Raw genomic sequence first — 22,631 nt, forward strand, 5'->3', positions numbered from 1 at the left:
GATGATCACCTCGACCGTACCCACGTCGACGGCACCCCCCTCCGTCGAACCGATCTCCACCATCCTGGTCGCGAACCGGGGCGAGATCGCCTGCCGGGTCTTCCGCACCTGCCGTGACCTGGGCATCTCCACCGTCGCCGTCCACTCCGACGCGGATGCCGACGCCCTGCACGTCCGGGAGGCCGACGCGGCCGTACGCCTGCCGGGGTCGGCGCCCTCGGAGACGTACCTGCGCGGCGACCTGATCGTGAAGGCCGCGCTCGCGGCGGGCGCCGACGCCGTCCACCCCGGCTACGGCTTCCTCTCCGAGAACGCCGACTTCGCGCGGGCCGTGACCGACGCGGGCCTCGTCTGGATCGGCCCGCCGCCCGAGGCGATCGAGGCGATGGCCTCGAAGACCCGGGCGAAGGAGCTCCTGCGCGTCCCGCCGCTCACCGACGTCACCGAGGCGGACCTGCCGGTCCTCGTGAAGGCGGCGGCGGGCGGCGGCGGGCGCGGGATGCGGATCGTCCGCGAACTAGCCGAGCTGGAAGGTGCGTTGAAGGCGGCCTCCGCCGAGGCGGCGAGCGCCTTCGGGGACGGCGAGGTGTTCGTCGAGCGGTACGTGGAGGACGGCCGGCACGTGGAGGTGCAGGTCCTCGCCGACCGGCACGGCGGCGTGTGGGTGATCGGCTCCCGCGACTGCTCGCTGCAGCGCCGCCACCAGAAGGTGATCGAGGAGAGCCCCGCACCCGGCTTCCCCGACGACTTCCTGTACGAGCTCCACGAGTCGGCGATGGACGCCGCCAGGGCGGTCGGCTACGTGGGCGCGGGGACGGTCGAGTTCCTCGTCGACGGCGGCACCGCGCACTTCCTGGAGATGAACACCCGGCTCCAGGTCGAGCACCCGGTGACCGAGGAGGTGTACGGCATCGACCTCGTCGCCCTCCAGATCGCCGTCGCCGAGGGCGCCCCGCTCCCCGCGGGCCCGATCGCGGCGAGCGGGCACGCCGTCGAGGCCCGGCTCTACGCGGAGGACCCGGCCACGGGCTGGACCCCGCAGGCGGGCGTCCTGCACCGCCTGGAGTTCCCCACCGGGCCCGGCGTCCGCGTCGACACCGGATACGCCTCCGGTGACACCGTGCCGGTGCACTACGACTCCATGCTCGCGAAGGTCGTCGCGCACGCCCCGACCCGCGCCGAGGCCGTACGCAAGCTCGCCCACGCCCTTGAGCGGGCGGTCATCCACGGGCCCGCCACCAACCGGGACCTGCTCGTCGCCTCGCTGCGGCACCCCGACTTCCGGAACACCGGCCGACTCGGCACCGGCTTCTACGACCGGAACCTGGACGCGCTGTCCGGCCCCCGGGACGGCGAGGAGTACGCGGCCGTCGCCGCCGCGCTCGCGGACGCCGCCGGGGCGGGCGGAAGGTTCGGCGGGTGGCGGAACCTCCCCTCGCAGGACCAGGCCAAGACGTACGGGGAACACGAGGTCCGCTACCGCCCGACCCGGGGCGGCGGCTACGAGGTCTCGGCCCCCGAGGGCGTCCGGGTCGTGTCGGCCGCCCCCGACCGCGTACGGCTCGAAGTCGCCGGAGTCGTACGGGACGTCGACGTCACGGCGTACGAGGACGGCACCGTCCACGTCGGCCCCCACCGGCTCACCGCCCGCCCCCGCTTCCCCGACCCCGCCGACCAGCGGGAACCCGGCTCCCTGCTCGCCCCCATGCCCGGCACCGTCGTCCGGGTCGCGGACGGGCTCGCCGTCGGCGACCGGGTCACCGCCGGACAGCCGCTCCTCTGGCTGGAGGCCATGAAGATGGAGCACCGCGTCACCGCTCCCGCTTCCGGCACGCTCACCGCGCTCCACGCCGCCCCCGGCCGCCAGGTCGAGGTCGGCGCCCTGCTCGCCGTCGTACAGGCAGACGTCTCGACCGAAGCACAGGAGGACCAGACAGCATGAGCACCCTCATCGACTCCCCGGAACACACCGCCCTCCGAGCCGCCGTCTCCGCGCTCGGCCACCGCCACGGCCCCGGCTTCGACCGGGCCGCCCTGTGGGCCGAGGCGGGCAAGCTCGGCTACCTCGGGGTGAACCTGCCCGAGGAGTACGGCGGCGGGGGCGGCGGCATGGCCGAGCTGTCGATCGTCCTGGAGGAGGCCGGCGCCGCCGGGGCCCCGCTCCTCATGATGGTCGTCTCGCCCGCGATCTGCGGCACGGTCATCGCGCGCTTCGGCACGGAGGAGCAGAAGCGGGCCTGGCTCCCGGGCCTCGCGGACGGCTCCCGGACCATGGCGTTCGGGATCACGGAGCCCGACGCGGGCTCCAACTCGCACCGCATCACGACCACCGCGACCCGCACCGAGGACGGCTGGGTCCTCAACGGCCGGAAGGTCTTCGTCTCGGGCGTCGACATCGCCGACGCGACGCTCATCGTGGGCCGCACCTCGGACGCCCGCACGGGCAACCTGAAGCCCTGCCTCTTCATCGTGGACCGGGATGCCCCCGGCTTCGAGCGGCGCCACATCGAGATGGAACTCGACGCGAACGAGAAGCAGTTCGAGCTGACGCTCGACGACGTGCACCTGCCCGCCGACGCGCTGGTCGGCGACGAGGACGCGGGCCTGCTCCAGCTCTTCGCGGGGCTCAACCCGGAACGGATCATGACGGCCGCGTTCGCGATCGGCATGGGCCGGTACGCGCTCGCGCGGGCCGTGGCGTACGCGAAGGAGCGCCAGGTCTGGAAGGCCCCGATCGGTGCCCACCAGGCCGTCGCGCACCCCCTCGCGCAGGCCCACATCGAGCTCGAACTGGCCCGGCTGATGATGGCGAAGGCGGCCCATCTCTACGACGCGGGCGACGACATGGGCGCGGGCGAGGCCGCCAACATGGCCAAGTACGCGGCGGCCGAGGCCTGTGTGAAGGCCGTCGACCAGGCCGTCCACACCCTCGGCGGCAACGGCCTCACGAAGGAGTTCGGCCTCGCCCGCCTGGTCACGGCGGCCCGGGTGGCCCGGATCGCCCCGGTCAGCCGGGAGATGATCCTGAACTTCGTGTCGCACCAGACGCTGGGTCTCCCCAAGTCGTACTGATGGACGAGGCAGCCGCGACGGCGGCGCCGGGATCCGACTCGCCGTCGCCGTCGCCGTCGCCGCTGCCGCCGTCGCTGTCGTGCCGGCCGCGGAACGGTCCTTGCTGACCCCTACGTGTCGAGCCAGACCCTGGGGCCGCCCAGGTCGTACTCGACCCTCTCGCGATCGTCGACGGCCTTCTCGGGCAGAGCGCAGACCTCGTCGATCCACTGGCGGACCTTCGCCTCGAAGTCCACGTGGCCGACCTCGTGGTGGGCGGCCACGTAGCGCAGGGCGGGCGGCTTCTGCCACCAGTCCTTCTGGGTCAGGCCGGACCTGCGGACGTAGATCTCGGCACCGACCGCGTTGGAGTGGAAGTACAGCTCCAGGTTCTGCGGGCGGCCCGCCTCCGACGCGGCCAGGGTGGCGACGAGTCGGAAGCCCTGCCGCAGGTAGAGGATCTGGCGCTCGCTGCGCGGGATGTAGTCGTCGTCGATCTGTGCGCTCCGGCAGGTGTACCCCGCGGCCGCGAACGCGTCGAGGACGGTCTCGTGCAGCGGCGTCGCGCCGATGCGCACCGGGTCGCTGTCCGTCCGGTCCTCGATCCCGTCGGCATCGACCTCGGTGTACATCGCCAGCCGCACCCCGTCGAGCGGCTTCCCGCGCACCTCGGAGACCGGGGTCTCCCATCGCAGCCGGAACCGGAGGGGCACGCGCACCTCCTGGCCCTTCCCGACGGTGAAGTGATTGGTCACGGGGAAGTGGGCGATGGTGTCGCCCGTATCCGTGTCGACCGTGTCGCTCTTGCCGACGGCGGCCGACGCGTTGGCCACGAGCTTCGCGTTGACGGTCCGCACCCGCACGTCCCGGTCGCCCGCCCGCAGGACGACCTCCCCGCGCAGGATCCCGCCGGGGAGGAGTGTCTCCTCCGACAGGACGGTGTCGAGCTCCAGCGGTATCCCGCCGCTTGCCTTGCTGCTGCCGAGCAGTCTTTTGAACACCATGGGCGCAGGATAGGGGGTGTCTTGTCGGTCAGGCCGGATCAGGGAGCGGGGTCTGGTGCCGTGGATCGCAAGGCGGAGGAGGGAGTCGACGCGGAGTGTCGGCGAGTGACGACAACGCGGCGAGGCGCGGTGCCAGGCCCCGCGAGCCCGGCCTGATCGGCAAGACACCCCCTAGCCGTGGGTGCCGGGGCCGTGGGTGCCGGAGCCCCGGATCGCGCGTGCGTCGCGGCGTCGGCGGGGGAAGGCGGCGAGGTAGCAGACGAGGGTGAAGAGAAGGATGGAGAGGCTGACGGTGAGGCCGGCGAGGGCGAAGGGGCCGAGGTCGGAGAGGCTGCGGGTCAGGCCCATGTCGCGGTCCTCGCGGTGTAGGAGCGCCAGAGGGAGGTGCCCATCCAGTAGGTGCGGATGAGCTGGAAGACCAGCTCGGGCAGGAGGAGGGCGCAGGTCAGCATGGCCTTCCAGCCCAGTGGGGCGACGCGGAGGGCGGAGAAGAGGGACGAGGCGAGGAGGATGAGCAGCCAGAGCGGATCGCCGGCGCCGTCGCCGCTCGCCACGGCCTCGCTCACCCAGACGGTCATCCAGCCGAAGCTGTACGCGAAGCCGAGCAGGCCGAGCACGTACTGGACGATGGAGAGCCGGGTGTGCCGGGTCCAGCCGCGCTGCCGCATGATGTCGAGGGTGCCGCGGACCCAGCGTTCCCGCTGGCGCACGAGGTCGCCGAGGCGGGGCATCAAGTCCGTGTAGGCGACGACGTACTGGTTGGCGGTCACGCGCCAGCCCGCTTCCTTCAGGGCGAGCGTGGTCTCGTAGTCCTCGACGAGGTTGCCGCTGTGCTGCCAGAAGACCTCGTCGCGGGCGTCGACGAGTTCCTGGAGGGCGGCGGCGCGGTAGAAGGAGCCGGCGCCCGCCATGGTGTGCACGCCGCGTCGCGCCCGGGTGTGGGCGTACCGGCCGTACTCGATGATCTGCATGCCGGTCAGGAAGCGCTGCCAGGGGTTCCGCCACAGTCCGGTCCTGCCGTAGCAGGTGGCACTCACGCCGCCGAGGGTCGGGTCGGACTCCATGACGTGGCGGGCGCGGGCGACGAAGTCGGGGTGGAGGCTGGTGTCCGCGTCCATGACGAGGACGTACCTCGCGGTGTCGCCGAGCCGTCCGGTCTCCGCGCCGAGCCGGGCGAGCGCGTGGTTGAGGGCGCCGGCCTTCTTGTGCGGGTTGTCGGGGAGGTTCAGGACGCGGGTCGGCGGGGTGCCGGGCCGTGCGGCGAAGTCGAGGGCGGCCCGTTCGGTGCCGTCCGTCGAGTTGTTGACGACGACCACGATCAGGTCGGGCCGGCGGGTCTGGGTCGCGAGGGACTCCAGGGAGGCGAGGATCTCCGCCTCCTCGTTGCGGGCCGGGATCACGACGACGGTGTCGTGGAGGGCGGCTCGCGGGGCGGTGGCGGGGTGGGCGGGTAAGGCCGAAGCAGCCATGGGGAGACTCCAGTTGGTCGTGGATCGAAAGGTCCAGCACACGACGCTGTGCACCTGGTTCACCGGGCTGCATCCATGATCACACACCGGGGTGACTTGGTCCGTACCTGTCCCGGTATGCAGGATGGTGGGGCCATACGGCGTTCTTGTCCCGGCAACTTCCTTGATGGGGCCAGGAGTTCAGGATGGGGAGGAAGGGGTGTTTTCGGGCGTCCCGCACGGGGTGACGCCTGAAAGCTTTCGCTTTCCGTTCACCGGGCGGAATCACGCCCGGCGGTCATGCCCCGCGATCGCACCCGGGGTCACGCCCGGCGATGGCACCCGGGGTCACGCCCGGCGATGGCACCCGGGGTCACGCCCCGCAGTCGCGCCCCGCGATCACGCCCGCAAAATCATGCATGCGTGCTTGATTGTTCTTCGCGGTCCTGACAGGGTCTCCCCAAGTCGCACCGGTATCAGCGATCCTGGCGCTCGCCTTCCACCTCTCCCTCCCACCTCTCAGGGGGCTCGCATGGTGTTCCACAGCGCGTACGAGGACGTTCCGGCCGTATCCCTCGCCATCCACGACGCCGTGCTCGGCCGCGCCGCCGAGTTCGGCGACACCCCGGCCCTCATCGACGGGGCCGGCGAGCTGACCCTCACGTACACCCAGGTCGACGCCTTCCACCGGCTGGTCTCCGCCGGTCTCGCCGAGGCCGGGGTCCGCAAGGGGGACGTACTCGCCCTGCACAGCCCCAACACCGTGCTCTTCCCGATCGCCTTCTACGCCGCCACCCGCGCCGGGGCCTCCGTCACCACCGTCCACCCGCTCGCCACGCCCGAGGAGTTCGCGAAGCAGCTCCGGGACTCCTCCGCGCGCTGGATCGTGACCGTGTCGCCGCTGCTTCCGGCCGCCCGCGCGGCGGCCGAACTCGCGGGCGGCATCGAGGAGATATTCGTCTGCGACCAGGCCCCGGAAGGGGAGGGGATCCGGTCGCTCCAGTCCTTCCTGGCCTCCACCGGACCCGTCCCGGAGCCCTCCATCGACCCCGAGGAGGACATCGCGGCGCTCCCGTACTCCTCCGGCACCACCGGCGTCCCCAAGGGCGTGATGCTCACGCACGCGTCGATCGCCACCAACCTGGCGCAGTTGGTGCCGCTGGTCCCGATGGGCCCCGGTGACCGGATTCTTGCGGTTCTTCCTTTTTTCCACATCTACGGCTTGACGGCTCTCATGAACGCCCCGCTCCGCCAGGGCGCCACCGTCGTCGTCCTGCCCCGCTTCGACCTCGACACCTTCCTCGGCGCGATCCAGAAACACCGCATCAACGGCCTGTACGTGGCTCCACCGATCGTCCTCGCCCTCGCCAAGCACCCGGCCGTCGCCGACTACGACCTGTCCTCCCTGGAGTACATCGTCAGCTCCGCCGCCCCGCTCGACGCCGCTCTCGCCGAGGCCTGTTCGGCCCGGCTCGGGCTGCCGCCCGTCCGCCAGGCGTACGGGATGACGGAGCTCTCCCCGGGCACCCACGTCACCCCGCTCGCCGCCGAGAACCCGCCGCCCGGCACCGTCGGCAAGCTGCTGCCCTCCACCGAGATGCGGATCCTCTCCCTCGACGACCCGGCGAAGGACGCCGCCGCCGGCGAGGCGGGCGAGATCGCCATCCGGGGGCCGCAGGTCATGAAGGGGTACCTCGGCCGCCCCGACGCCACCGCCGCGATGATCGACGGCGACGGCTGGGTCCACACCGGCGACATCGGACGCGTCGACGACGACGGCTGGCTGTTCGTCGTGGACCGGGTCAAGGAGCTGATCAAGTACAAGGGTTTCCAGGTCCCCCCGGCCGAACTCGAAGCGCTCCTCCTCACGCACGACGGCATCGCCGACGCCGCCGTCATCGGCGTCACCGACGCGGAGGGTACCGAGATCCCCAAGGCCTTCGTCGTGCGCCAGCCCTCGGCGCCCGGCCTCACCGCCGAGGACGTCATGGCGCACGTCGCCGCACGGGTCGCCCCGTACAAGAAGGTCCGCAGCGTCGAGTTCATCGACACCGTGCCCCGGGCGGCCTCCGGGAAGATCCTCCGCAGGGAACTGAGGGACCGCGCATGACCACCACACTCGTCACATCGGCCGAGGACCGGGGCGTCACCACCCTCACCCTGAACTCCCCGGCGACCCGCAACGCCCTCTCCACCCACCTCGTCACCGAGCTCGCCGACGCCCTCACCGCCTGCGGCAAGGACCCGGCGGTCCGTGCGGTGGTCCTCACCCACACCGGCACCACGTTCAGCGCGGGCGCCGACCTGAAGGCCCCGCCCAGCCCGTACGCCTTCGTGGACCTGCTCCGGCAGATCGTCGAACTGCCGAAACCGGTCGTCGGCCTCGTCACGGGCCACGCCCGGGCCGGTGGCCTCGGCCTGCTCGGCGCCTGCGACATCGTGCTGGCGGGGGAGGCCGCGGACTTCGCGCTCACCGAGGTGCGGATCGGGGTCGCGCCGGCCGTCATCTCCCTCACCCTCCTCCCGAAGCTCGACCCGCGCGCGGCCGCCCGCTTCTACCTGACGGGGGAGCGGTTCGGCGTCCCCGAGGCGATCGGCATGGGTCTGGTCACGGCTCCCGCCACCGAACTCGACGGCATCCTCGACGCCCTGCGCGCGGGCTCCCCGCAGGGCCTGCGGGAGGCGAAACGGCTGGTCACCGCTAGAGTCCTGGAGACCTTCGAGCGCGACGCGGAGGACCTGGTGCAGAGGTCGGCCACGCTCTTCGCCTCCGCAGAGGCGCGCGAAGGGATGACGGCCTTCCTCGAACGACGGGACCCCGAATGGCGGCAGTGACCGCACCCAAGCAGGACAGGAGCCGCGCCACCCGGCAGCGGCTCCTGGAGGCCGCCGTGGCCTGTCTCGCCGAGCACGGCTGGGCGGGTTCCACGGTCGCCGTCGTCGCCGAACGGGCCGGCGTCTCCCGGGGCGCGGCCCAGCACCACTTCCCCACCCGCGAGGACCTCTTCACGGCGGCCGTCGAGTACGTCGCCGAGGAACGCTCCCAGGCCCTGCGCGCCCTGCCGTCCCGCGACCGCACCGAGGCCGTCGAGGCCCTCGTCGACCTCTACACCGGGCCCCTCTTCCGGGCCGCGCTCCACCTCTGGGTCGCGGCCTCCGACGAGGCCCAGCTGCGGGACCGGGTGACCGAACTGGAGGCCCGCGTCGGCCGCGAGTCCCACCGGATCGCCGTCGAGGTCCTGGGGGCCGACGAGTCCGTCCCGGGCGTCCGCGAAACGGTCCAGGGCCTCCTGGACATGGCCCGCGGCCTGGGCCTCGCCACCCTCCTCACGGACGACCGCGCCCGCCGGGAACGGGTGGTGGCCCAGTGGGCGCGGCTGGTGAACGAGGCCCTGGCGTGACGCCGCCTACAGCCCGGGGATCTCGCGCGCCTTGAAGGCGTTCCGTACCGCGTCCGCCGCGGCCTTGCCGTACATCCGCTCGGCGGTCGCGACCGTCGTCAGCGCCGCGTCCCGGAAGCTGGTGTCGGCGGCGAAGCCGAACTGCGCGTTGACGATGATCCGGTCGGCCGTGCGGGCGCCGAGCGAGGTGCGGATGTCGAGGAGCGCGCGGGACCAGATCTCGCCGTCGGCGTGGACCTCGCCCTCGCGGTCCGCGTACGTCTTGGTCCCGTCGATCCGGCGGAGGCAGTGCGGGGCCTCGCTGTAGCCGGTGGCGTCCCAGTCGGCCACGCAGGCCGCGTCGGCCTTCAGGGGCCAGTCGTACTTGGCGGCGGCGTTGGTGCCGACCGCGACGGCGAGGTAGTCGCCGAAGGCCTCGCCGATCGCGCCGGACTCGGCGTTCGTGCCGAAGCCGGGCACCTGGGCGTCGTGCACGGCGTGGCCGTACTCGTGGACGATCACGTCCGCGTCCTCGGCGTCGTCGACGCCGCCCTTGCCGAAGCGGATCTCGTCCTTCTTGTCGGTGAAGAAGGAGTTGTCGGCGCCCCACTGGTTGAGCCGGACGGGCTGGACGCGGTCGTTGGCGCCGGGCAGCTCGGTGCCGAAGCCGAGGCCCTGGAGGTACTCCTGCGCCTCGTTGACCCAGAAGTACGCCATGACCTGCTCGAACTGGTCGTCGGAGCGGTTGTACGAGCCGGCGTCGGCGACGACGGCGGGCTTGCCCGTCTCGGAGCGGACGGTCGCCCACTTCCCGGACAGGCCGCCGCTCGCGTCGAGGTTCCGCAGGGTGACGGTGGCGTAGGCGGAGGCGGGTACGTCGCTCACCGCGTCCTTGTGGTCGGTGAGGGACTGGTCACCGGAGGACTGCACCGGGTTCACCATGAAGACCCGGGCCTGCGGCGGCGCCAGTACGGCCGCGACGGCTCCCGAGGACGGGAGCAGGGCGGCGGCCGTGCCGGCGACGGCGACCGCGGCGACCAGGCCACGAGGGGTGCGGCGAGTCATGGACATCCTCCTGCGATGGGATGCTGCGACGGGAAGCTTGGCATGCGCGTGACACGCGTGGCGGTGATCTTCGCGCACACCGCCCGTTTTGGCCAGGGCCCCGGGAGTACGGGGGACACCCACGAGACGTGACGCGGACCACACCCTTCCGCGGCCCGCCGCAGTACGCTGTTCGCATGCCTACGCTCGTACGCCGTCGCCACGTGGACTTCGTCCGCGTCACGAGCATGAGCTGTCGCCGCTCCGCCTGACCCTCACGGCACCGGGGCCCCACACCGCGCCCCCGCCCCACGGGTCCCTCGTTCAGAGACCAAGCCGACCGGCTCCCGTGGCCCCCGCCCCACCCCTTGGCGGCCGCCCCGGGCACCCGTAGACCCCGCGGACGCACCCATGACTCGCAGCTCGTACTCCCCGCAGCCGACCCACAGCGCCCAGACCGGCGACACGCAGCCCCGTGACACGCGGCCCCGTGACACGCGGCCCCGCGGCGCGCGGCAGCCGACGCCCGGCTCGGAGATCCGCCCCTCCTACGCCTCGCAGCTCCCGATCGTCGACCTCTCCGCCGCCGACCGCGGCCCCCAGGCCCGGCGCCTGCTCCACGCGCAGCTGCACTCCGCCGCCCACGACGTCGGCTTCTTCCAGCTCGTCGGACACGGCGTGACCGAGGCCGAGACGCGGGCCCTCACCTCCGCCATGCGCGCCTTCTTCGCCCTGCCCGAGGCCGACCGGCTCGCCCTCGACAACATCAACTCCCCGCACTTCCGCGGCTACACCCGCATCGGCGACGAGCGCACCGCCGGCGCCCGCGACTGGCGCGACCAGCTCGACATCGGCGCCGAGCGGACCGCACACGCCCCCGCGCCCTGGGAAGCCCCGTACTGGTGGCTCGAAGGCCCCAACCAGTGGCCGGCCGCGCTCCCCGAGCTGCGGACCGCCGCCCTGCACTGGATCGACCGCCTGAGCGGCGTCGCCGAGCGACTGCTGCACGAACTCCTGACGTCCATCGGCGCGCCCGCGGACTACTACGACGACATCTTCGGCCCGCGCGCCCACCCGCACCTCAAGCTGGTGCGCTACCCGGGCAGCAGCGGCGAGGGCGACGACCAGGGCGTCGGCGCCCACAAGGACTACGGCTTCCTCACCCTGCTGCTGCAGGACCAGGTCGGCGGGCTCCAGGTCCAGCGCGAGGACGGGGAGTTCCACGACGTGCCGCCGCTGCCGGGCGCGTTCGTCGTCAACCTCGGCGAGCTGCTGGAAGTGGCCACGAACGGCTACCTCATCGCGACGAACCACCGGGTGGTCTCACCGCCCGGGGCGACCGAGCGCTACTCCGTGCCGTTCTTCTACAACCCGCGCCTGGACGCCCGGATCGCCCCGCTGACCTTCCCGTACGCCTCCACGGCCCCGGGCGTCACGGCCGACCCGGCGAACCCGCTGTTCGCCGAGTACGGCCGCAACGAGCTGAAGGGCAAGCTCCGGGCCCACCCGCTGGTGGCGGCCCGCCACCACGCGGACCTGCTGCTGCACCCGGAGGCGTACCCCGCGGCCCTGGCCTCCCCGGCTCGGCCGGCTCGGCCGGGTCAGCCGGCGATGTCGGCGTAACCCTCGATCTCGCGCGGGTCCCGCTGGCCGGGACCCGTGTAGCGGGCCGACGGGCGGACGAGCCGACCGGTGCGCTTCTGCTCCAGGATGTGCGCCGACCAGCCGGCCGTACGGGCGCAGCTGAACATCGACGTGAACATGTGCGCCGGGACCTCGGCGAAGTCGAGGACGATGGCCGCCCAGAACTCGACGTTCGTCGCCAGGATCCGGTCGGGGCGACGGTTGTGCAGCTCGTCCAGGGCGGCCTTCTCCAGCGCGGCGGCCACCTCGTAGCGCGGGGCGTCGAGCTCCTTGGCGGTCCGGCGCAGGACGCGGGCGCGCGGGTCCTCGGCGCGGTAGACGCGGTGGCCGAAGCCCATGAGCCGCTCGCCCTTGTCGAGCGCCTGCTTCACGTACGCGGTGGCGTCACCGCTGCGCTCGATCTCCTCGATCATGCCGAGGACGCGGGAGGGCGCGCCGCCGTGCAGCGGGCCCGACATGGCGCCGACGGCACCGGAGAGCGCGGCGGCGACATCCGCACCGGTGGAGGCGATGACGCGCGCGGTGAACGTCGACGCGTTCATGCCGTGCTCGGCGGCGGAGGTCCAGTACGCGTCGACGGCCTTGACGTGCTTCGGGTCGGGCTCGCCGCGCCAGCGGACCATGAACCGCTCGACGACCGTCTCCGCCTTGTCGATCTCGCTCTGCGGGACCATCGGCATGCCCTGGCCGCGCGCGGACTGGGCGACGTACGAGAGGGCCATGACGGCGGCACGGGCGAGGTCGTCGCGGGCCTGCTCGACGGAGATGTCGAGGAGCGGCTTGAGGCCCCACACGGGCGCGAGCATCGCGAGCGCGGACTGCACGTCGACGCGGATGTCACCGGAGTGCACCGGGATCGGGAACGGCTCGGCCGCCGGCAGGCCCGGGTTGAAGGCGCCGTCGACCAGCAGGCCCCAGACGTTGCCGAACGAGACGTGGCCGACGAGGTCCTCGATGTCGACGCCTCGGTAGCGGAGGGCGCCGCCCTCCTTGTCGGGTTCGGCGATCTCCGTCTCGAACGCGACGACTCCCTCGAGCCCGGGTACGAAGTCGGACATCAGGCGGCTCCTCAATCGATGATCGATCAACTGTGGCTGGTCGATGGTGGGAATCAACAGTCATCCAGCGGAAGAGTCTGTACGGTTCCGATGATGCGGGGAAGCGTGACATCCGGCACACTGCGCCGATTCGGCGAGAGAGGATTAGGGCCGGGCGGTGCCGGGCAGACTCAGCCGCTGCGGCAGGATGGCCCCGTGACCGATCCCGTGACGAACGCCGATCCCGCGCCCGACGCGCCCGACGCCGTGACCGACGCCCTGGATCCCGCCGACATGCGCGAGCAGTACCGCACCACGGAGCTGTCCGTGTCGGATCTCGCGCCCGAGCCGATCGCGCAGTTCACCCGCTGGTTCAAGGAGACCGCCGAGAACCCGGCGATCCACGAGCCGAACGCGATGATCGTCTCCACGGCGACCCCCGACGGCCGCCCGTCCTCCCGGACGGTCCTGCTGAAGCACTACGACGTGGCGGGCTTCGTCTTCTTCACCAACTACGCCTCCCGCAAAGGCGAGGAGCTGGCGGCCAACCCCCGGATCTCGCTGCTCTTCCCCTGGCACCCGCTGGCCCGCCAGGTCATCGTCACCGGCCGCGCGGTCCGCACGGGCCGCGACGAGACGGTCGCCTACTTCCGTACGCGCCCGCACGGCTCCCAGCTGGGCGCCTGGGCCAGCCACCAGTCCTCGGTGATCGCCTCCCGCGAGGAACTCCTCGCCCGCTACGAGGAGCTGGAGGCCCGCTACCCCGAGGGCGAGCAGGTCCCGGTCCCGCCGGAGTGGGGCGGCGTCCGGGTGGTCCCGGACACGGTCGAGTTCTGGCAGGGCCACGAGAACCGCCTCCACGACCGCCTGCGCTACGTCCGCGAGGGCGAGAACGGCGAAACCTGGCGCGTGGAACGCCTCGCACCCTGAGGGGCCTTCGCGGGCCCTGAAACCGGCTCCGCCAGGGAAAACGCAGACGACCGTGAGTCTGGTCCCGTCCGCCTAGGTTCGGACGGGAGCCGGCCGGACTTACCGGCGACTCACGGTCGGGTGACTGCGTTGTTCTTCGACAGACAGGCCTGCCGAGGTGCACAGAGTGCGACTGGCAGGCCTTAGCCCGCAGTCACCTCACGAGCCCGAAAAGAAATCATGTTTTCGGATCACCTCCTTTCGCGTGTACCCACACCCTAGGAAGCCTCCGGGATCCCGCTCAACCGATTTATTCGGAGGCCTGAGATCCCTGCGGCCCCGCACGCCCCATGACCCCCTCAACCCCCTCACGCCCCCCTGTCCCCACCCCGCATCCGCAACGATTTCGGGCGAAGGAGATGTGCTCTGCGTCACGTTCCAGTTGAATGGGTGCAGCATGGGGGGTTGCCGGATGACTGCTTTCACGGATGCCGCGAGTGACACCGCTTCCGTTCCGGGGGACGGGGCCGATCTGTTGGCCGCGTTGCTCGACGGGATGGACGCGGCGCTCTGCGCCTTGGACGCCGACGGGACGATCACGCACTGGAACCGCGAGGCCGAGCGGATCCTCGGCTGGTCCGCCGGGGAGGCCGTCGGGCGGCGCGGGTTCGGGGGGTGGGCGGCGCGGAGCGCGGACGCCGAGGAGATCCTCGGGCGGCTGATGGGGGCCATGAAGGGCCCCGGTCGGCAGGTCCACGAGCTGGCGCTGCTGCGCAAGGACGGCGGGCGGGTGCTCGTCCGGAGCCAGGCCGCCGGCGTGCGCGGCGCCGACGGCGGCCCCGCGGGCGTGTACTGCGCCTTCAGCGAGGTCCACGTACAGCTCGATCTGGAGCGTTCGGTCGCCCTGAGCGAGGCCCTGTTCGAGGACGCCTCCTGGGGGGTCGTCCTCGTCGACGCCGACCTGCGCCCGGCCGTCGTCAACGGCCACGCGGCGCGCGCCTTCGGGACGGGTCGTACGGCCCTGCTCGGGCGCCCGCTCGGTGATGTCGTCGTGCACGGCGCGGAGGAGCTGGAGGCCGCCCTCCAGTACGTCCTGGCGGACGGCAGCCCGCCCGCGCCCGCCGAGGTGTGGGTGACGCTGCGGAGCTCCGAGGGCGAGCGCCGCCGGTGCTGGCGCAGCGGTTTCCTGCGGCTGTCCTCGCCGATGGCGGAGGAGCCGGTGCCGCTGGGCGTGGCCTGGCTGTTCCAGGACGTGACGGAGGAGCGGCTCGCGACGCGCGAGGCGGACCGGCTGCGGTTCCGGTGGAGCCAGCTGCACCGGGCGGGCGTGGCGGCCTCGGAGTGCGAGGACCCGGAGGAGGCGGCGACGGTCCTGCTGGACTTCGCCCTGGCGGGCTTCGCGGACCACGCGCTCGTCGACCGGGTGGTGGGGGACCGCCGCCTGACCCGCGCCCTGGCCACCCCGCCGGGTGCCCCCGGCCCGTCCTCCCCGGTCGTGGGCGGCGGCATTCCGCTGCGGTACGGCCCGAGGCATCCGGCGCTCCAGGCCTGGGACCGCGCGGGCACGGTCCGGGCGAGCGCGGGCCGGACCGCAGAGGTGTGGGCGGAGGCCCACCAGTGGCCCGGCGGCGCGGCGCACGCGCTGTGCGTGGTGCTGCGCCTCCGCGGCCGGACGCTGGGCGTGCTGACGTTCCTGCGGGCCGCGTGCCGCGCGGGCTTCGAGCGGGAGGACGTGGTGTACGCGGAGACGGTGGCGTCCCGCGTCGCGGCGGAGCTGGGCCTTCCGCCGGAGGAGTGCGGAGTGAGGGTGAGGCGTGAGGGGTGAGAGTGGCGCAGGGGCCGGCGCCGCCGCGTAGGCCCCGGCGCCGCCGCGTAGCTCTCCGGCCCCGCCGCGTGCGCCCCGCCCCTCCCCGCTCAGTGCCGGAAGAAGATCCGGTCGCCGTACTCCGTCATCACGCGGCCGTTCCACTCGTGCCCGCCGTCCACGTTCCCGGAGCGCAGCAGCGGGGGCTCGATGCCCCGGCGTACGAGCTCCTCGGCGGCGGCCGCCATCGTGGCCTGCATGAGGGCGCTGGTGACGACGGTCGACGCCGGCGCGAACGGGGCCTCGATGCCCTCGTGGGTGAGCTCGGCGTCCCCGATGGCGATCCTGGAGTCGAGGACGATGTCGCAGTGGTCCTTGAGGTACGTCCCCGACACGTGCCGCGACTTCGTCTCCGTCGCGTACGCCACCGAGGTGACGCCGATGACGGTGAGGCCGAGCGCGCGGGCGTTCATGGCCATCTCGACGGGCAGGGCGTTGCGCCCGGAGAGCGAGATGATGATCAGGACGTCCCCGGCCTTGGCGGGGGAGGAGTCCAGGACCGCTCCGGCGAGGCCGTCGACGCGCTCCAGGGCCGAGCCGAGCGTGGCGGGCATGACGTCCACGCCGACGGTACCGGGGACGGCGAGCAGGTTCATGAGCGCGAGGCCGCCGGCCCGGTAGACGACGTCCTGGGCGGCCAGCGAGGAGTGCCCGGCGCCGAAGGCGAAGAGCCGGTTGCCGTTCGCGACGGCCTCCGCGATCGCGGCCCCGGCGGCGGCGATCTCCTCGGAATCCCCGTCGCGGACCTGCTGGAGCAGGTCGATCGCGGCGTCGAAGAACTGTCCGGCCAGCTTGCTCTCGCCCATGGCGGCGGCTCCTTCTCGTCGTGGTCGCGGATCACGGTGCGGTCTGGACCATTGCTCTGTCAATACCGCCTCGCCCCGGTGAGACCCGGTTGTCGGCGCGATGCGTCAGAATTGGGGCAGGGCCAGCGCACGACTCATCGAGGGGCACGTATGTCCGGACTGATCGACACAACGGAGATGTATCTCCGCACCATCCTCGAGCTTGAGGAGGAAGGTGTGGTCCCCATGCGTGCCCGGATCGCCGAGAGGCTCGACCAGAGCGGTCCGACGGTGAGCCAGACGGTGGCCCGGATGGAGCGCGACGGTCTGGTGGCCGTCGCGAGCGACCGGCACCTGGAGCTCACGGACGAGGGTCGCCGCCTGGCCACCCGCGTCATGCGCAAGCACCGGCTGGCCGAGTGTCTGCTCGTCGACGTGATCGGCCTGGAGTGGGAGCAGGTCCACGCGGAGGCGTGCCGCTGGGAGCACGTGATGAGCGAGGCCGTGGAGCGGCGGGTCCTGGAGCTGCTGCGTCACCCGACGGAGTCGCCGTACGGGAACCCGATCCCGGGTCTGGAGGAGCTGGGCGAGAAGGCGGAGGCCGAGGCCTTCCTCGACGACTCGATGGTCTCCCTCGCGGACCTGGACGCGAGCGGCGGCAAGACGGTGATCGTGCGCCGCATCGGCGAGCCGATCCAGACGGACGCCCAGCTGATGTACACGCTGCGGAGGGCGGGCGTGCAGCCCGGCTCCGTGGTCTCGGTGACGGAGTCGCCGGGGGGTGTCCTGGTGGGCAGCAGCGGCGAGGCGGCCGAGCTGAACGCGGAGGTCGCGGCGCACGTGTTCGTCGCGAAGCGCTGAGGCTGTACGGACGGCGAAGCGCGGAGCTCTTCGGAGTACGGAGCTCTGCGGAGCGCTGAGCTCTTCGGAGCGCTGAGCTCTTCGGAGTACGGAGTGAGGGGTGCCCCGCCGGTCGGTGGGGCGGCCCCTCTTCTCGGTTTCCGGGTCAGAGGTAGGGGATGAGCACGCCCAGCAGGCCGAGACCGAGGATCCCCAGCGCGAGGGTGCCGCCGAAGGCGTGCTTCAGCGTGATCATGAAGACCGTCTCGCGGGCGGTGTGGCGGGCCGGTTTCTCCGGGTCGTAGACGACGTGGATGTTCTCCGTCATGCGGTTGGGGGCGTCCTGGTTGTACTCGTTGCCGCTGGTGTCGGTGAACGTGTAGTAGCGGGCCTTCTTCCCGTTCGGGTAGTAGGCCCGCTTGGCCACGACGGTGATGCCCCGCCGGGCGAGGATCACCTTGTCGGTGACGCTCGTGACGACGGCGAAGGTGGCGGCCAGGCCGATGAGCAGCGCGAGCAGCCCGAAGAAGGCGGCGATGCCCATCTCGGCACCGTGGGCCGCGCCGGTCCACCAGACGTAGCCGATGTAGGCGGCCAGGATGGCCGCGCCGCCCGTCCACGCCTGCCACATCTTGAGGACGAACCCGACGTCCTCGGTGGTGACCAGGGCGCTGCCGGCCGGGTCCCGTTCCTCGGGCAGGGCGTTGGCGAGGGCGGTGACGAACGCGGCGGTGGCGTACGCGTTGCCGCCCTCGATCCGGTGGACGGCTCCGTCGGTGAGCACGACTTCCAGGGCCTTGTCGCCGCTCGGGCGGACTTCCCGGACGGCCGCCAGGGGGATGCGCGTGATCAGCCGGTCCCGCGTGACGGTGAGGCGGTCGGAGTCGAGGATCGCGTCGTCGTCGCCTTTGGCGAGGACCTGTGAACTGAGCATGACCAGATTGACCCGCGTCCGTCGGGTTTGGTTGTACGCGCACGGGTCACGGAGCCGGATCGATTCCGGGTCAACACCCCGCCGTGCGCCCCGGTTTACGCCGGAATGGCCACGCCCGCCCCTTCGGCGTGCCACGCTGGTGCGAGCCGGGCGTGGAGGGGGTGAGGTCGTGAGAGCTGCGGACGGCAGAGGGCCCCGGCGCCTTGCGGCGCCGGGGCCTGTCCTCCCCTGTGCTGACCTGGAGCCCCGAGCTCTCAAGGTCAATCCCGTCGGACCACTTTTCCCCGAGAGGTCCGCCTCCCGTTCAAGATCTCCCCTCGGCAGCGCGAGTCAATCCTTGAGTCCTGTCACTCGAACGAGGGGTGTTGGGTGGCAGGAGCGCATTTTCGAATGCGAGTTCGATAGTCTGATGCGGTTCGACGGGAAAGAGGGGGTGCCAGGGACATGGCGCGACGACTCGACGTCACCGGGGCCGACGGCGTACGCCTGGCGGCCTGGGACTACACGCCGCTGACCGGCGGCGACGACCGGAAGGCCACCCCGCGGCCGGGACCGCGCCCACCGGCCCCCCGGTCCGAGCCGGCACATGCCGCACGATCCACCCCGCACGCTCCCGCCCCCGGCGTCTTACTGCTCCACGGCCTCATGGGCCACGCGGCCCACTGGGCCCCCGCCGTCCGCTGCCTCACCGGCCGGCACCGCGTGGTCGCGCTCGACCAGCGCGGCCACGGCCACAGCCGGCAGCCGACCGCCGTCCCCTTCACCCGTGAGGCGTACGTGGCGGACGCGGCGGCCGCCGTCGAGCAGCTGGGCCTCGGCCCGGTCACCCTCATCGGCCACTCCATGGGCGCCCTCACCGCCTGGCAGCTCGCCGCCGAGCGCCCCGACCTGGTCCGCGCCCTCGTCATCTGCGACATGCGGGCCTCGGCCCTCGGGGCCGCCTCGCAGCGCGCGTGGCAGGACTGGTTCCGGGGCTGGCCGGCGCCCTTCGCGTCACTGGACGCCGTCCGCCGCTGGTTCGGCGAGGACGACCCGTGGGTGGAGCGCCCGAACCCCGCGAGGGGCGCCTTCTTCGCCGAGGTGATGGCCGAGCACCCGGACGGCTGGCGCCCGGTCTTCGACCCGGCGCAGATGCTGACGTCCCGCGAGACGTGGGTCCACGACGCCCACTGGGACTCGCTCGCCCAGGTCCGCTGCCCGACACTCGTCGTCCGAGGCCTCGACGGCGAGCTGGGCCGCGCCGAGGCCCAGGAGATGGTCAGGGTCCTGCCCCACGGGGCGTACGCGGAGATCCCCGACGCGGGCCACCTCCTCCACTACGAGCACCCGGAGGCCTGGAGCGAGGCGGTCGAGCCGTTCCTGAACGGCGTCCTGACGCCGTAGAACCCACGAGCCGGTTCGCAGGCCGGCCCCCGCGCCCGGCGGGTCGGCTCGAATTCCGCCCCGCCCACCGGCTCACCCGACAAACCCCCACAGCAAGCGCGTCCCGGACGCGGGGCACCCCGTCCGGTGGCCCGCTCCGGGCGGCGCGGTACGGTCCTCCCCGTGGCGCGTCGAGGCCTCTCCGCGCCACCTCAGGGAGGAAACGAATTGCGTACTTCACTGCTGAAGCGCCTGGCCACGGTGGCCACGGCGCTGGGGCTCACCTCGGCCGGTCTCCTGGGCGCGGGCGCGTCACCCGCGCAGGCCGCGATCAGCGACTGCCCCTCGGGCTACTTCTGCGCCTGGAAGACCGAGAACGGCACCGGCGCGATGTACAAGACGAGCGTGAACACGACGACGCTCGGTACCTGGGACAACACGTTCCGCTCGGTCGTCAACCGCACGTCCAAGTGGGCCTGCCTGTACGACGACCCGAACTACGGCGACGAGCCGGGCGGCAGCGCGCTTCCCTCGGACCCGGCGGGCACCGAGTGGGGCGGCCCCGGCAGCAACTCGGTCAGCTCGCTGAAGTTCGTTCCCACCGAGCGCGAGTGCGTCCTGCCCGCGTACCCGGAGTGGCACGCCTACACCGCTCCCAAGGCCGCCGGCTTCGGCGACATGAACGCCGACAGGAAGTCGGACGTCATCGTCCGCGACAAGGCCGGCCGTCTGTGGTTCCTGCCCGGCGACTTCAGCGGGCGCCTGATCGGCACCGGCGGCTGGAACGCCATGAGCGCCATCGTCCGGCACGGTGACTTCACCGGCGACGCCCGCGAGGACCTCATCGCCCGCGAGGCGGCCACCGGCAAGCTCTGGCTCTACCCGGGCACCGGCACGGGAGGCGTCGGCGCGCGCAAGCTGATCGGCAGCGGCGGCTGGAACGCCATGACCAAGATCACCGCGTTCGGTGACCTGACGGCCGACGGCCGCTCGGACCTGCTCGCCGTCGAGGCGTCCACGGGCAAGCTGTGGCTCTACCCGGGCACCTCGACGGGCACCCTGGGCGCGCGGAAGCTGATCGGCTCCGGCTGGAACGCCATGAACACGCTGGTCGCGCCGGGCGACATGAACGGCAACGGCCGAGCCGACCTGATCGCCCGCGAGCCGGCCACCGGCAAGCTCTGGCTCTACCCGGCCACCGGCACCGGCACCTTCGGCGCGCGTGTGCTCATCGGCTCCGGCTGGAACGTCATGGCCTCGTTCCTCGCGGTCGGCGACTTCAACGCGAGCGGCACCAACGACCTCGCCACGATCACCACCAGCAGCTACGAGGGTGAGGGATGTCGGGGCGTGGGCTGCCTGGTCCTCTACGGAGGCAAGGGCACGGGCGGGCTGAACGCCGGTCTCCCGGAGGCCGCCAACTGGTCGAGCCTGAACGGCGCGTTCTGATGCGGTGACGTGCGAGACGTGCGAGACGTGCGAGACGTGAAGGCCTCCGCCCCAGGGCGGAGGCCTTCACCGTTCGGCTCGCACGGGGTGACTTCCTCCTCCGCCTTGCGACCGCACGCGCCACCCCTAAGCCGGCTGCGGGGCGAGCGCTTCCGGAGCCGCCGTGACGTCGCGGGTCTCGCGCATGATCAGCAGGCCGTTGACCACCATCAGCGTCGCGGTCAGGCCGTGGACGCCGAGTGCGGTGGCCACGGAGCCGTGGTGGGCCAGCACGTTGGCCATGTCGCCGTACGCGGCGAATGCTTCCACCAGCAGCACCCAGCCCAGCGCCCGGCGGTGACCCGTCACCAGCAGGATGCCCAGGACCAGGGCCAGGACGACGTCGCGGATTCCCTTGATGACCAGGAAGCCGCCGCCGTCACCGGACGGCCAACTCGGCAGGCCGTAGCCCGGCGCCGTCGTCTCCGGGCTCAGGATGTACTCCGTCCCGAACCAGAGGATGAAGAGGATGAAGGTGGCGGCCAGGACGGTGTTGATCTTCTTCAGTGACATGGTTCTTCTCCACGCGAGTCTTCGTCGGCTTGGTGAGCTTCGAGCGGCCGTGCATGTCGGTGCGGCGGTGGCCCTCAGACGAGGGCGGTGACCAGCAGGGTGAACGCGGCGACGATGACGGCGACGCGGACGTAGTGGTAGCGCTCCCAGCGGTGCAGCTGCTCTTTCCAGTCGGCGGGCCGGTTCTCGAGGGTCCAGGTCTTGTTCCGGTTGTTGATCGGGACGAGCAGCAGGATCGACATGACCACGCTGAGGATCAGCAGTCCGGCGGCGATGACGACGAGTCCGGTGCCCTGGTCGTGCCATCCGGCGACGGCCCAGATCGCGCAGAGGACGAGCGAGCCGATGTACCAGAACGGCATCAGGGCGCCGAGCATCCGGCCGCCGTGGGCGTGGCCGAGCTGGCGGCTGTCCTCGGGGAGCGCGTCCAGGATCCGGCCCATGATGAAGGCGACGGAGAACTCCACCCCCACCATCAGGCCGACGGTGACGGTGGTGACGACCTCGAGTGCGTCGAGCATGACGATCCCTCCGTGATCTAGCGCTGCTAGGTGATGAGGCAACGCTAGTACTACTAACGCTCGGTTGTCTAGCGGTGCTAGGATCGACTTATGTCGGTAAAGGAACGCAAGGAGCGCGAACGGGCGGAGCGCGAGCGCCTCATCGTGGCGACAGCCCGCGAACTCGCCGAGCAGCAGGGCTGGGACGCAGTCACCACCCGCCGGCTCGCCGAGCGCATCGAATACAGCCAGCCCGTCCTCTACAGCCACTTCCGAGGCAAGCGCGAGATCATCGGCGCCGTCGCCCTGGAAGGCGCCGTCGAGATGGCCGCGGCGGTGCGTGCCGCGGCCTCCGGAGCGAACGGCCCGCGCGAGCGGGCCGCCGCCCTCGCCCGCGCCTACCTCGACTTCGCCGAGCGGAACCCGGCGGTCTACGACGCCTTGTTCCAGCTCGACGGCGGCCTGGCGTACGCGCGGGAGGACACTCCTGAGCAGCTGAAGGACGCCTTCGCCGCTCTGTTCGAGTGCCTCGCCGAGGTCGCCGGCGACGGCGTCCACCCGGGGATGTTCACCGAGGTGTTCTGGGCGTCTCTGCACGGCCTGGCGACCCTGACCCGAGCGGGCCGCCTGCTGCCCGAGGACGCCGAGCCGAGGGTGGAGCTGTTGGTGGACCGGCTCGCCGTGGCCTGACGCACCGACCGCTACAAAACGACTGTGCTGGCCCCCGCCATCGATGAACGGCGGTGACCAGCACAGTCGGAATGTCAGTCGAGGATCGCGTCAGGCGGCGTCTTCGCCGGTACCGGTTCGATCCGCGTACGGGTCAGG

The 22,631-nt window shown here is 72.1% G+C and carries 21 protein-coding genes; 12 read left to right on the forward strand and 9 right to left on the reverse strand.

Annotated elements, in window-relative coordinates; translation table 11 throughout:
* The first annotated feature begins 1 nt into the window (after position 1).
* Positions 2 to 1,942: a biotin carboxylase N-terminal domain-containing protein gene (locus OG580_RS20550; RefSeq protein WP_267045139.1), complete on the forward strand. Its 1,941-nt coding sequence runs from the start codon at positions 2 to 4 to the stop codon at positions 1,940 to 1,942.
* Complete coding sequence (locus tag OG580_RS20555) at positions 1,939 to 3,072, forward strand: acyl-CoA dehydrogenase family protein (protein WP_267045140.1); 1,134 nt, start codon at positions 1,939 to 1,941, stop codon at positions 3,070 to 3,072. Before OG580_RS20550 ends, OG580_RS20555 begins: the two co-directional genes overlap by 4 nt.
* A 110-nt stretch (positions 3,073 to 3,182) precedes the next feature.
* On the opposite strand, the gene OG580_RS20560 is transcribed toward OG580_RS20555, so the two are convergent.
* The 3 genes from OG580_RS20560 to OG580_RS20570 all read right to left on the reverse strand — a co-directional run bounded on the left by OG580_RS20560 (position 3,183) and on the right by OG580_RS20570 (position 5,524).
* On the reverse strand, positions 3,183 to 4,055 hold the full coding sequence (locus OG580_RS20560) for a sporulation protein (protein WP_267045141.1): 873 nt from the start codon (positions 4,053 to 4,055) through the stop codon (positions 3,183 to 3,185).
* 171 nt (positions 4,056 to 4,226) lie between these two features.
* Entirely contained in the window at positions 4,227 to 4,403 is a 177-nt protein-coding gene (locus tag OG580_RS20565) for a hypothetical protein (protein ID WP_267045142.1), read from the reverse strand.
* Positions 4,394 to 5,524: a glycosyltransferase gene (locus OG580_RS20570; RefSeq protein WP_267045143.1), complete on the reverse strand. Its 1,131-nt coding sequence runs from the start codon at positions 5,522 to 5,524 to the stop codon at positions 4,394 to 4,396. The genes OG580_RS20565 and OG580_RS20570 overlap by 10 nt, the downstream gene beginning before the upstream one ends.
* A gap of 511 nt (positions 5,525 to 6,035) precedes the next feature.
* Between OG580_RS20570 and OG580_RS20575 the strand changes: the two genes are divergently transcribed.
* From OG580_RS20575 to OG580_RS20585, 3 genes are read left to right on the forward strand one after another with little or no spacing between them, the layout of a single operon-like run.
* Positions 6,036 to 7,613, forward strand: coding sequence for a 4-coumarate--CoA ligase family protein (locus OG580_RS20575; protein ID WP_267045144.1), 1,578 nt, complete (start codon positions 6,036 to 6,038; stop codon positions 7,611 to 7,613).
* On the forward strand, positions 7,610 to 8,338 hold the full coding sequence (locus OG580_RS20580) for an enoyl-CoA hydratase family protein (protein ID WP_267045145.1): 729 nt from the start codon (positions 7,610 to 7,612) through the stop codon (positions 8,336 to 8,338). The genes OG580_RS20575 and OG580_RS20580 overlap by 4 nt, the downstream gene beginning before the upstream one ends.
* Complete coding sequence (locus OG580_RS20585) at positions 8,326 to 8,904, forward strand: TetR/AcrR family transcriptional regulator (RefSeq protein WP_267045146.1); 579 nt, start codon at positions 8,326 to 8,328, stop codon at positions 8,902 to 8,904. Before OG580_RS20580 ends, OG580_RS20585 begins: the two co-directional genes overlap by 13 nt.
* A gap of 6 nt (positions 8,905 to 8,910) precedes the next feature.
* Here OG580_RS20585 and OG580_RS20590 read toward each other — a convergent pair whose 3' ends face one another.
* Complete coding sequence (locus OG580_RS20590; RefSeq protein WP_267045147.1) at positions 8,911 to 9,948, reverse strand: M4 family metallopeptidase; 1,038 nt, start codon at positions 9,946 to 9,948, stop codon at positions 8,911 to 8,913.
* A 390-nt stretch (positions 9,949 to 10,338) separates the two neighbouring features.
* On the opposite strand from OG580_RS20590, the gene OG580_RS20595 reads away from it, so the two are divergent.
* Positions 10,339 to 11,550 (forward strand): isopenicillin N synthase family oxygenase, encoded by a 1,212-nt coding sequence (locus tag OG580_RS20595; RefSeq protein WP_267045148.1) that lies wholly within the window; start codon positions 10,339 to 10,341, stop codon positions 11,548 to 11,550.
* Here OG580_RS20595 and OG580_RS20600 read toward each other — a convergent pair.
* Positions 11,529 to 12,629, reverse strand: coding sequence for a citrate synthase 2 (locus OG580_RS20600; RefSeq protein WP_267045149.1), 1,101 nt, complete (start codon positions 12,627 to 12,629; stop codon positions 11,529 to 11,531). The genes OG580_RS20595 and OG580_RS20600 overlap by 22 nt on opposite strands.
* A 273-nt stretch (positions 12,630 to 12,902) precedes the next feature.
* Between OG580_RS20600 and pdxH the strand changes: the two genes are divergently transcribed.
* Both pdxH and OG580_RS20610 read left to right on the forward strand, forming a co-directional pair.
* Entirely contained in the window at positions 12,903 to 13,538 is a 636-nt protein-coding gene (gene pdxH, locus OG580_RS20605) for a pyridoxamine 5'-phosphate oxidase (RefSeq protein WP_267048064.1), read from the forward strand.
* Positions 13,539 to 13,989: 451 nt separating this feature from the next.
* A complete protein-coding gene (locus OG580_RS20610) occupies positions 13,990 to 15,342 on the forward strand; it encodes a PAS domain-containing protein (protein WP_267045150.1) in 1,353 nt (450 codons plus the stop codon).
* An 89-nt stretch (positions 15,343 to 15,431) separates the two neighbouring features.
* On the opposite strand, the gene OG580_RS20615 is transcribed toward OG580_RS20610, so the two are convergent.
* Complete coding sequence (locus OG580_RS20615; RefSeq protein ID WP_267045151.1) at positions 15,432 to 16,187, reverse strand: SIS domain-containing protein; 756 nt, start codon at positions 16,185 to 16,187, stop codon at positions 15,432 to 15,434.
* 150 nt (positions 16,188 to 16,337) lie between these two features.
* On the opposite strand from OG580_RS20615, the gene OG580_RS20620 reads away from it, so the two are divergent.
* A complete protein-coding gene (locus OG580_RS20620; protein WP_267045152.1) occupies positions 16,338 to 17,027 on the forward strand; it encodes a metal-dependent transcriptional regulator in 690 nt (229 codons plus the stop codon).
* Positions 17,028 to 17,172: 145 nt separating this feature from the next.
* On the opposite strand, the gene OG580_RS20625 is transcribed toward OG580_RS20620, so the two are convergent.
* Positions 17,173 to 17,940 (reverse strand): hypothetical protein, encoded by a 768-nt coding sequence (locus OG580_RS20625; protein ID WP_267045153.1) that lies wholly within the window; start codon positions 17,938 to 17,940, stop codon positions 17,173 to 17,175.
* A gap of 444 nt (positions 17,941 to 18,384) precedes the next feature.
* On the opposite strand from OG580_RS20625, the gene OG580_RS20630 reads away from it, so the two are divergent.
* The gene (locus tag OG580_RS20630; RefSeq protein ID WP_267045154.1) at positions 18,385 to 19,323 is read left to right on the forward strand and encodes an alpha/beta fold hydrolase; all 939 of its coding nucleotides are present in this window, start codon (positions 18,385 to 18,387) and stop codon (positions 19,321 to 19,323) included.
* A gap of 207 nt (positions 19,324 to 19,530) precedes the next feature.
* Positions 19,531 to 20,751: an FG-GAP-like repeat-containing protein gene (locus tag OG580_RS20635; RefSeq protein ID WP_267045155.1), complete on the forward strand. Its 1,221-nt coding sequence runs from the start codon at positions 19,531 to 19,533 to the stop codon at positions 20,749 to 20,751.
* A 126-nt stretch (positions 20,752 to 20,877) separates the two neighbouring features.
* Here OG580_RS20635 and OG580_RS20640 read toward each other — a convergent pair whose 3' ends face one another.
* Together OG580_RS20640 and OG580_RS20645 are read right to left on the reverse strand one after the other, a co-directional pair.
* Positions 20,878 to 21,303: a DUF4267 domain-containing protein gene (locus tag OG580_RS20640; protein WP_267045156.1), complete on the reverse strand. Its 426-nt coding sequence runs from the start codon at positions 21,301 to 21,303 to the stop codon at positions 20,878 to 20,880.
* A gap of 74 nt (positions 21,304 to 21,377) precedes the next feature.
* On the reverse strand, positions 21,378 to 21,824 hold the full coding sequence (locus OG580_RS20645; RefSeq protein ID WP_267045157.1) for a DUF1772 domain-containing protein: 447 nt from the start codon (positions 21,822 to 21,824) through the stop codon (positions 21,378 to 21,380).
* Positions 21,825 to 21,914: 90 nt separating this feature from the next.
* Here OG580_RS20645 and OG580_RS20650 point away from each other — a divergent pair, with 90 nt between their 5' ends.
* A complete protein-coding gene (locus OG580_RS20650) occupies positions 21,915 to 22,493 on the forward strand; it encodes a TetR/AcrR family transcriptional regulator (protein WP_267045158.1) in 579 nt (192 codons plus the stop codon).
* Positions 22,494 to 22,631 lie beyond the last annotated feature (138 nt).

It is taken from the genome of Streptomyces sp. NBC_00094 (genome assembly GCF_026343125.1).
Lineage (GTDB): Bacteria > Actinomycetota > Actinomycetes > Streptomycetales > Streptomycetaceae > Streptomyces.